We start from the raw sequence: 9,439 nt of genomic DNA, 5'->3' as shown, positions 1-9,439 counted from the left end.
CGCTGCCCTATGCCGCTAATCTGGAGAAGCAGGCGCTGATCACCGCCGACAAGGTGGCCGCGGCGGTGAAGCAGGTGTGCTACCGGGGCTGAGGATGACGGCTGCCGAGGGCGCAAGCGTGGGCAAGCGGCGGCCCGGCTCGCCGCGGCTCACGCCGCGTAAAGGTCGCAGGTCGACTTGTTCGCCGTCGTCACTGCAGGCGTCGGATTGAACAGCTGCGAGAAGTCGCGGCGGTCGCGGACGATGAACGAGGCGATGTAGTGGATGCGCGCGGGGCTCATGAAGAACGAGCCGAACAACGGCTGGGTCTGGTAGTTGATCTCCACGAACATCAGGGCCGAGCCGCTCGGCGCTGTAACCGCGGCCGCGCCCGTTCCGTCGGTCATCCCGCCGGGCAGGTCGTAACCCTTGTCGGCCGAGTTGGCCGTGCTACCGTCGGTCGCCGATACATTGGCCTTGTAATAGGAATCGTAGGCGGACCCGCTCTTGAGGCCGATGCAGCGCTGCCAGTGGATGCGCTGCACGGGTGCGGCATCGCTCGTCCCGTCAGGGTAGCTGCGCTGGACGTTCTCCAGGCTCGACAGCGTCACCCGGCCGCGCGTGGTGAGCTGCATGCTCTGCCCCTGGATGCGGATCGCCTGAAGCACGTCGTTGACGTCCACTTCGCGCAACTGCTGGATCGACAGCGAGCCCTGGATGCCGACGCGCGAGGCGTTGTCGGCCAGCGCCAGCGCGATCTGGCTGACCCGCAGGTTCATGTACGCGAGCCACGCCACCTCGGTGCCATAGGCGCCCAGGCCCAGCACGATCGGCAGCGTGAAGGCGAACTCCAGCAGCGCCAAGCCGCCGATGTCGCGTCGCAGCCGCCGGGCGCAGCGGCCGATCGAGCCGATCAGGTACATATCGTCTGATTCCCGATGACGTTCTGGGTGGCGTAGGGCTGGTTCTTGAGCAGGGTGGTCGCGGAGATGGTCTGGCGGGTTGACCAGCCGAGCAGCCCTGCGACCGGAAACAGGCGCGGATAGGTGACCCGGATGGTGTAAAGCGTGACCGCGCTCGCGCCGCCCTGGCCCGTGGTACCCGGATCGGCGTCCCACGTCCCGTTGCCGTTGACGTCGGTGAAGCACTCGCCGGGATCGCGGATGCCGTTGTTGTTGGTGTCGACGAACGGTTCCGGCTTTACCTCCGAGAAGGTGTCGTAGCTCTTGCGCGTCGAGCACCACACCACCCCGGTGGTCGTCCCGGTGCCGCAGTCGTTGTTGAAGTTGCGCATGAGCGGCGTCAGCCGCGCGACTACCTTCGCATCGAACGTGGCGGCGTTGGCGGCGCCGCCCTCAATGCCGGAGTCGCGGGCGGCCTTTTGCAGTTCACCGCTCAGGATCGACTGAGCGTAGACCTGGTAGAGGATGTCACCCAGACCCATGATCATCAGGAGCATGACCGGCGCGACGATGGCGAACTCGACCAGCGCCGCGCCACGGCGGTCGCGCCCAAGCCGCCCGATCATTGCGAGAGCCTCAGCATCGCGAGTTTCTGCGCGATGGACGCAAAGATCGTGCCCAGGCCGCTGCCGTCGGTCGTGTTGAGCGCCTGCGAGGCGTTGGTGGCGCAGGCTTGCAGCGGCGCCGACACGCTGGTGTCGATGGAGACCGTCCAGATGTCGATATTGTGCGCCTTGGCGGTGGCGCACGCCGCCAGGAAGCGGTTGTTGTGCAGCCCTATGTATTTGTAGCAGTTGGCGCTCGTGTTGGTGCACGTGCCGTCCGGATTCTTGCCGCCGCTGGGATCGCCGGTGCCGAAGGTCGTGCCGCTGACGCGTCGGTCATATCCTTCCTCCCCGTACATGCTGTAGGAGCTGGAGCTCGGCGCCATGTCACCGTCGGTGAGGAAGATGATGACCCGGTTGGGCGCATTGCGGCCGGCCCAGGCGGCGGTGTCGGTGGCCCAAGGGCCGGTCGGCGACAGCAGGCGCGCGCCCCAGATCATGCCGGTGTCGTGATAAGTGCCGCCGATCGGCACGAAGTCGGTCGCGTAGACCCAGTTGACGACGTCCGACCGCGACATCACGCCGAGCCGCTTGACCGGCTTGCCGCAGGCCATCGCGCCGGCCTTCTGGAGGTAATCCGCGTCGGAGGAGACGCGGTTGCCGGAGCCATCCACCGCCGTCGCGAACGGGTCCGACCCGTACATCAGCGACACGTAGCGGGAACCGTTCCAATACCCCTCGTCGCCGTTGGTATAGTCCGTCGCGCCGTTGTAGCCGCTGACGTTGCGTTCATATACCAGATCCTGCATCTGCGGAATCCAGCGCGTGGACCCGGTCGGCGTCACGTCGGGATCGATCTCGCTGGGCGGAGAGGTGGCGGAGAAGCTGGTCTGGCCGGGCGTATCGACCAGGGTTTCGATACAGCCCAGCCACCGCATCGTCTGCCCATGCACCTTCGTCGGATTGATGACCGTGTTGCCGTTGACCAGGGCGGTCACGTCGAAGGGCAGCTGCTTGTATTCCCACTGCGGCATCAGCGTCTTGGTGCGCGTGTAGCACTTGCTGTTGCTCCAGATGTTGGAGACCTCGGTCGCCGTTCCGGAGGAGCTGTTATAGGTCAGCGCGGTCGATGGCGTGCGCGTGGTGACGAAAGCCGTGCATTGCGTATTCGTCTTGCCGTTGGCGGAATCGCTATAGGTGCTCGTGTAGTCGGCGTAGACGTGCCTGGATTCATAGTTCGGCATGTCGCTCGTGGAGGAGCCGGACATCATCGCGTTCGGAATCACGTCCATCACCGCCTTGCCGGCGTTCACCGACGAGGTGTAGGTGACAAAGCCATAACGGACGTGCGTCGACGGATCGGCTGCGCTCGCAAAGGCGTCGTAGAAGCTCAGCACCGCCTTGCGCAGCGCCTCGATGCGCGATCCCGACTTCTCCGGAACGGAAAAGGCCGTGGTGCCCGCGTACCCGGCCAGGCTGTCGCTGCTGCTCGGACGGCTGTAGGAGCTCGTCCCCGCCGAGTTCACATAGCTGGTGCAGGTCGCGTCGCTGTCCTGCGGCAGGCACGACATGGAGCCGGTCGTGTCGAGCACGAAGATCACGTCGGTGTCGGCGACGTCGAAGCGCGCTTGGCAGGTGACGTTGAGCGGCACCGGCTGCGCGCCGAACATCTTCATGATCGTCATCGGCACGGTCGTCACCGCGGTGCCGGAAACCTGGCTGTCGCTGGTCTTGGCCGGCGTGAAGGCCGTGTTCGACGTGCTGAGCCAACCGGTCGCGAAATTATTGGTGAAGAAGGCGTTGGCCTGGGTCGTCGCGGTCGGGTCCAGGGTCGTGCCGGTGCCGGTCATGAACTTGCGGCCGGCGAGCACGCCGGCGTCGCAGGCCTGCTGCAGGCGCGCCTTGACCAGATACAGCCGCGACACGTCGATCGCCGAGCCGGCCAACGCCGCCATCGGCACCATCATCGCCGCCATGATGGCGATCGTGTTGCCACGCCGATCGCGCGCGAGCCGGCCGAGCCAGGTGGAAGGAAAGTCTGAACCCATGGTACGCAGCCGCCCCAAATGATCCGCCCACGCGAAACCGTTGCAGTCTGCATCGCTGCCCCCGACGAGGATAAGGACGGTTCAAGCGACATGGTTAAGATGGCGGAAACCACTGGCGATCCCGAGCGCGACCTGGCGCTGCACTATGCGCCGGCAGCGGCGCGCGCCGGACTGGCGGCGCTGTTCGCGCTCGACGCGCGGCTGGGCGCGATCGTGCGGACCACGACCGACGTCATGGTGGGACAGCTGCGGCTGACCTGGTGGTTCGAGGCGCTGGAGCGGCTGGACAGTGCCCCGCCGCCGGCCGAGCCGGTGCTGACCGCGCTCGCCGCCCACGTGCTGCCGGCCGGGGCGAGCGGGGCGGCGCTCGCCGGGATGGTGGCGGGATGGGAGGCGTTGCTGGACGGCGAGCGGCTGGATGAGCACGCGCTGGCGACGTTCGGGCGCGAGCGCGGCGGGCGGCTGTTCACGGCGGCGGCCGCGGTGCTGGGCGGCGATGATCCGCGCGTGGCGGGATTGGGCGAAGGCTGGGCGCTGGCCGATCTGGCGGCGCATTGGCGGGAGGGCGAGACACGCGCGACGGCGAGCCGACTGGCGCGGACGCGGCTGGCGGAGAGCTTCGGGCGCCCTTGGGCCGGGGAGCTGCGCGCACTGGGCGCGCTGGGGCTGCTCGCGAGGTCCGATCTGGCCGGCGGCCGCGCGGCGGCTCCGGGGCGGGTCGGGCGATTGCTGATGCATCGGCTGACCGGGCGCTGACGGTTGCGCGCGCGGGAAGGGGCGTTACCCTCCGTCTAAACCAAGGGAGCGCGGGGCGATGTGGCGGTATCTGGTGGGCGCGGCGGCGGCGTTGGCGCTGGCGGGCGCGGGGGTGGTGCTGTTCAGCGGCCATGCGACGCCGCGGGCATTGCTGCCCGCGGCCGCGATCGGAGCGGGCGGCGCCGCACCGGACGCGGCGCAGGCGCTGCCCGACGACGTGCCCGCCGCCTCCGCCAAGACGCGCGAGGAGCGCCGGTTCGGGCGCTACGACAAGGACCGGGACGGCAAGATCACGCGCGACGAGTATCTCGTCGCCCGGCACAAGGCGTTCGCCAAGCTGGACATCAACGGCGACGGGCGGCTCTCGTTCGAGGAATGGTCGGCCAAGGCGATCGGCAAGTTTGCGGGCGCCGACGCCGACAAGTCGGGCACGCTGACGGCGACGGAGTTCGCGACCACGGCGGTCAAGCGCAAGGCGAAAGCGAAGTGCCCACCGGCGCAGGCGCAGCCGGCCGGCAAGGACGACGATCAGGAGGGTTGACGCCGGCCCCGCTCAGGCGACCGCCGCGTGCGTCGTCTCGGCCTCCCGCGCCATCCAAGCCGCGAGGCCGGCGCGGGCGCGATCGGTGTAGAGCTGCTTGCGATCGGCCTTCTTCGTGCGGCCCTCGATCGGTGGGAACAGGCCGAAATTGACGTTCATCGGCTGATAGGTCGCCGCGACCGCCGCGCCGGTGAGGTGCCCGAGCAGCGCGCCGAGCGCGGTCTCGGGTGGCGGCGGCGCGAGCGGGCGTCCGGCCAGCTCGGCGGCGGCGAACCGGCCGGCGAGCAGTCCGATCGCGGCGCTCTCGACATAGCCCTCGCAGCCCGTGATCTGACCGGCGAAGCGGACACTCGGCCTTGTCTTCAATCTAAGTTCAGGGTCGAGCAGCTCGGGCGAGCGCAGGAAGGTGTTGCGGTGCAGTCCACCGAGCCGGGCGAACTCCGCCTGCTCCAGCCCGGGGATGGTGCGGAACACGCGCACCTGTTCGGCGTGCTTCAGCTTGGTCTGGAAGCCGACCATGTTCCAGAGCGTGCCGCTGGCGTTGTCCTGGCGGAGCTGGACGCAGGCATAAGGCCAGCGCCCGGTCTTCGGGTCGTCGAGCCCGACGCCCTTCATCGGCCCGAACCGCAGCGTCTCGACGCCGCGCTCGGCCATCACCTCGACCGGCATGCAGCCCTCGAAATAGGGGACGTTCTCCCATTCGCGATACTCCGTCTTCTCGCCCGCGAGCAGCGCGGCGTGGAAGGCGACATACTGCTCCTTCGTCATCGGACAGTTGATGTAATCGTCGCCGCCCTTGCCCCAGCGCGCGGCACGCCATGCCACCGTCATGTCGATCGATTCGTGATGGACGATGGGGGCGATGGCGTCGAAGAAGGCGAGCGAGTCGCGCCCGGTCTCCGCGCCGATCGCCTCGGCGAGCGCGGGCGCGGTGAGCGGGCCGGTGGCGATGATCGCCGGGCCTTCGGGCAGCGCGTCGATCCGTTCGCGCACGATGACGATATTGGGATGCGCGGCGAGCCTCTCCGTGACGCCGGCGGCGAAGCCGTCGCGATCGACCGCGAGCGCCGAGCCGGCGGGGACGCGGGCGCGATCGCCTTCGCGCAGGATCAGCGAGCCGAGCGCGCGCATCTCCTGGTGGAGCAGGCCGACGGCGTTGCTGTTCGCGTCGTCGGAGCGGAAGCTGTTGGAGCAGACGAGCTCGGCAAGACTCTCGGTCTGATGCGCGGGCGTGGTCTCGCCGGCGCCGCGCATCTCGGAGAGGCGCACGCGCCAGCCGGCCTCGGCGAGCTGCCAGGCAGCCTCCGAGCCGGCGAGGCCGCCGCCGATGACGTGGATGTCGTGGCGCTCAAGGGTCAAAATGGTCCGGTCCTCTCCTGCGCGCCGAGTATCGCAGTCGGCGTTTCGGCTCAGCCGGCGACGGGCAGCTTCACGTCGCCGTCCTCGTCGCGCTCCAGCGGCGAATAGGCGACGACCGCGTCCAGCGGCAGCGGGCCGTAGAGGTGCGGGAAATCCTCGCCGCCGCGCGACGGTTCCCAGCGGATCGCGTCGCCCAGAGCTTCGAGATCCACCTCGGCGACCTGCAATCCGTCCCGGCCGGCGAAGTGCCTGTCCACCGTCGCGGTCAATTGCGCGGCGGTCGAGAGATGGATGAAGCCGTCGCGCCGGTCGTCCGTCGAGCCGGCGAAGCTGCCGCCCTCCAGCTCGGCCAGCTCGGCGGCGGTGAGTATCTTGAAGGCGGCGAGGATCTTCGGGCTGGTGCTCATGCCTCGTCGCCCTCTTCGTCGACCTGCTCGTCCATGGTCTGCGGGCCGGTGCCGTCGTCGACGGTCAGCGCGTCGGCCGGCGGCGTGGCTTCGGCGATCGTGACCCCGGCGGCGTTTTCCGCTTCCTGCTCCTCGTCGATGCGCGCGGCGGAGACGACATGCTCGTCGTCCGCGACGTGGAACAGCCGCACGCCGGCCGAGCCGCGCCCGATCACGCGCGTGTCGCCCACCGACAGGCGGATCAGCTTGGCCTGATCGGTGACCAGCATGAGCTGCTCGCCGCTATGCGCGGGGAAGCTCGCCACCACCGGGCCGTTGCGATCTAGGTTGGAGATGTTGGTGATCCCCTGGCCGCCGCGGCCGGTGCGGCGATATTCATAGGCCGAGGAACGCTTGCCGTAGCCGTTGGCGCATACCGTCAGGATGAACTCCTCCGCCGCGCGGAACTGCTCGAACCGGTCGTCCGCCATGACGCGCGGCGGCGGTGGCGTCGCGTCGGCGCTGCGCTCCCGCCACGGCGCGTGGCGCAGATAATCCTCCCGCTCCTCCGGCGAGGCCTCGAACCCCTTGAGGACCGACAGCGAGATGACCTCGTCGCCGTCATTCAGCCGCGCTCCGCGCACGCCCGCCGAGGTGCGGCTCTGGAACTCGCGCACGGCGGTGGCGGCGAAGCGGATCGCACGACCTTCGCGGGTGGCGAGCAGGACGTCGTCCCCTTCCGCCATCAGCGACACGCCGATCAGCCGATCGCCCGCTTCTTCCTCGCCCTCATCCGTGGCGAACCGCATCGCGATCTTGCCGGCGCGGGGGATGTTGGTGAACGCATCCATCGCGTTGCGCCGCACCAGCCCGCGCGCGGTGGCGAACATGACGTGGAGCTTGCCCCACTCGGTCTCGTCCTCCGGCAGGGGCAGGACGGTGGAGATGGTCTCGCCGGACTCCAGCGGCAGCAGGTTGACCATCGGCCGCCCGCGCGTCGCCGGGCCACCCTCGGGCAGCCGCCAGACCTTGAGGCGATAGGCCTTGCCGGCCGTCGAGAAGAACAGGACGGGCGTATGCGTGGAGGTGACGAACAAGGAGGTGATCGCATCCTCGTCCTTGGTCGTCATCCCGGCGCGGCCCTTGCCGCCGCGGCGCTGAGCACGGAAGGCGTCGAGCGGGGTGCGCTTGATGTAGCCGCCGACCGTGACGGTCACGACCATATCCTCGCGCTCGATCAGGTCCTCGTCCTCGATCCCGTCCGCGGCGGCGGCGATCTCGGTGCGGCGCGGCGTCGCGAACTCGGCGCGCACGGCGACCAGCTCCTCGCGCAGCACCTCGTACAGGCGGGCGCGGTCGACCAGGATGCGGAGCAGCTCGGCGATCGAATCCGCCAGCTTCTTCAGCTCGTCGCCGATCTCCTCGCGGCCGAGCGCGGTGAGACGGTTGAGGCGCAGCTCCAGGATCGCGCGGGTCTGCGTGTCGGAGAGGCGATAGACGACGGCGTCGGCCTGCGGCTCGATCGCCTCGACCAGCGCGATATAGGGCCGGATCTCTTCGATCGGCCATTCGCGCGCCATCAGCCTTTCGCGCGCCGCCGCCGGGGAGGCGGCGCCGCGGATGATGCGCACCACCTCGTCCAGATTGGTGACGGCGATGACGAGCCCGAGCAGGATGTGGGCGCGCTCGCGGGCGCGGGCGAGCTCGAACTTGGCGCGGCGCGTGATGACCTGCTCGCGGAACTGCACGAACGCCTGGATGATGTCGCGCAGGTTGAGCAGCTCGGGCCGGCCGCCGCGGATCGCGAGCATGTTGGCGGGGAAGGAGCCCTGTGCGGGCGTATGCCGCCACAGCTGGTTGAGCACCACCTCCACCGTCGCGTCGCGCTTGAGGTCCATGACGATGCGCACGCCCTCGCGGTTCGATTCGTCGCGCATCTCGGCGACGCCCTCTACCCGCTTGTCCTTGACCGCCTCCGCGATCTTCTCGACGAGCGCGATCTTGCCCTGCTGATAGGGGATCTCGGTCAGCACGATCGAGCGGCGCCCCTCGCCATTCCTCGCGCCGCGACCCTCCTCGACGATGTGGCGCGAGCGGACGATGATCGAACCGCGGCCGGTCTGGTAGGCGGCGCGCGTGCCGGCGCGGCCGAGCACGATCGCGCCGGTCGGGAAGTCCGGCCCCGGCACGATCTGCATCAGCTCTTCGGGGGTGATCGCGCCATTGTCGAGATAGGCCAGGCAGGCGTCGATCACCTCGCCCAGATTGTGCGGCGGGATGTTGGTCGCCATGCCGACCGCGATGCCGCCGGCGCCGTTGACGAGCAGGTTGGGGAAGCGCGCCGGCAGCACCTGCGGCTCGCGCTCCGACGTGTCGTAATTGGGCTGGAAGTCGACCGTGTCCTTGTCGAGGTCCGCCAGCAGCGCGCCGGCCGCGCGGGCGAGCCGCGCCTCGGTGTAGCGCATCGCCGCCGGCGCATCCGGGTCCATCGAGCCGAAATTGCCCTGGCCGTCGATCAGCGGCAGCCGCATCGACCAGTCCTGCGCCATCCGCGCGAGTGCGTCGTAGATCGAGCTGTCGCCGTGCGGGTGGTATTTGCCCATCACGTCGCCGACCAGGCGGGCGGACTTGCGATAAGGGCGGCCGGCGACGAACCCGCTCTCCTGCGCCGAGTAGAGGATGCGGCGGTGCACCGGCTTCAGCCCGTCGCGCACGTCGGGCAGCGCGCGCGCGACGATGACGGACATGGCGTAGTCGAGATAGCTCGACCGCATCTCGTCGACGATCGAGATGGCGGCGATGTCGGAGGGTTCGGCGAGCGTCGTCGCGTCGGCCAATGCGGTGGGCTCTCGGGCTGTTGCGT

The 9,439-nt window shown here is 69.2% G+C and carries 8 protein-coding genes; 2 read left to right on the top strand and 6 right to left on the bottom strand.

Features of this window, described 5'->3' with window-relative positions; translation table 11 throughout:
• Positions 1-149: 149 nt before the first annotated feature.
• Genes ACFE64_RS05225 through ACFE64_RS05215 form a run of 3 tightly spaced genes read right to left on the bottom strand, consistent with a single transcriptional unit; the run spans position 150 to position 3,534 of the window.
• Positions 150-902, bottom strand: a complete 753-nt coding sequence (locus ACFE64_RS05225) for a TadE/TadG family type IV pilus assembly protein (protein WP_375391399.1) — start codon at positions 900-902, stop codon at positions 150-152.
• On the bottom strand, positions 893-1,507 hold the full coding sequence (locus ACFE64_RS05220; protein ID WP_375391398.1) for a TadE/TadG family type IV pilus assembly protein: 615 nt from the start codon (positions 1,505-1,507) through the stop codon (positions 893-895). Before ACFE64_RS05220 ends, ACFE64_RS05225 begins: the two co-directional genes overlap by 10 nt.
• Positions 1,504-3,534: a pilus assembly protein TadG-related protein gene (locus tag ACFE64_RS05215; protein WP_375391397.1), complete on the bottom strand. Its 2,031-nt coding sequence runs from the start codon at positions 3,532-3,534 to the stop codon at positions 1,504-1,506. Before ACFE64_RS05215 ends, ACFE64_RS05220 begins: the two co-directional genes overlap by 4 nt.
• A 99-nt stretch (positions 3,535-3,633) precedes the next feature.
• Here ACFE64_RS05215 and ACFE64_RS05210 point away from each other — a divergent pair, with 99 nt between their 5' ends.
• Together ACFE64_RS05210 and ACFE64_RS05205 are read left to right on the top strand one after the other, a co-directional pair.
• Positions 3,634-4,290, top strand: coding sequence for a squalene/phytoene synthase family protein (locus tag ACFE64_RS05210; protein WP_375391396.1), 657 nt, complete (start codon positions 3,634-3,636; stop codon positions 4,288-4,290).
• A gap of 58 nt (positions 4,291-4,348) precedes the next feature.
• Entirely contained in the window at positions 4,349-4,831 is a 483-nt protein-coding gene (locus tag ACFE64_RS05205; protein WP_375391395.1) for a histidine kinase, read from the top strand.
• 12 nt (positions 4,832-4,843) lie between these two features.
• On the opposite strand, the gene trmFO is transcribed toward ACFE64_RS05205, so the two are convergent.
• Genes trmFO through gyrA form a run of 3 tightly spaced genes read right to left on the bottom strand, consistent with a single transcriptional unit; the run spans position 4,844 to position 9,413 of the window.
• On the bottom strand, positions 4,844-6,190 hold the full coding sequence (gene trmFO, locus ACFE64_RS05200; protein WP_375391394.1) for a methylenetetrahydrofolate--tRNA-(uracil(54)-C(5))-methyltransferase (FADH(2)-oxidizing) TrmFO: 1,347 nt from the start codon (positions 6,188-6,190) through the stop codon (positions 4,844-4,846).
• 50 nt (positions 6,191-6,240) lie between these two features.
• On the bottom strand, positions 6,241-6,597 hold the full coding sequence (locus ACFE64_RS05195; RefSeq protein WP_375391393.1) for a DUF952 domain-containing protein: 357 nt from the start codon (positions 6,595-6,597) through the stop codon (positions 6,241-6,243).
• Positions 6,594-9,413 carry a DNA gyrase subunit A gene (gyrA, locus tag ACFE64_RS05190; protein WP_375391392.1) on the bottom strand — a complete coding sequence of 940 codons (2,820 nt, stop codon included), beginning with the start codon at positions 9,411-9,413 and terminating at the stop codon, positions 6,594-6,596. The genes ACFE64_RS05195 and gyrA overlap by 4 nt, the downstream gene beginning before the upstream one ends.
• Between the last annotated feature and the right edge of the window lie 26 nt (positions 9,414-9,439).

Origin of the sequence: uncultured Sphingomonas sp., from assembly GCF_964250165.1 — a bacterium.
Lineage (GTDB): Bacteria > Pseudomonadota > Alphaproteobacteria > Sphingomonadales > Sphingomonadaceae > Sphingomonas.
The sequence above is the reverse complement of the archived record's forward strand: the minus strand, read 5'-3'. Positions and strand labels throughout refer to the sequence as shown.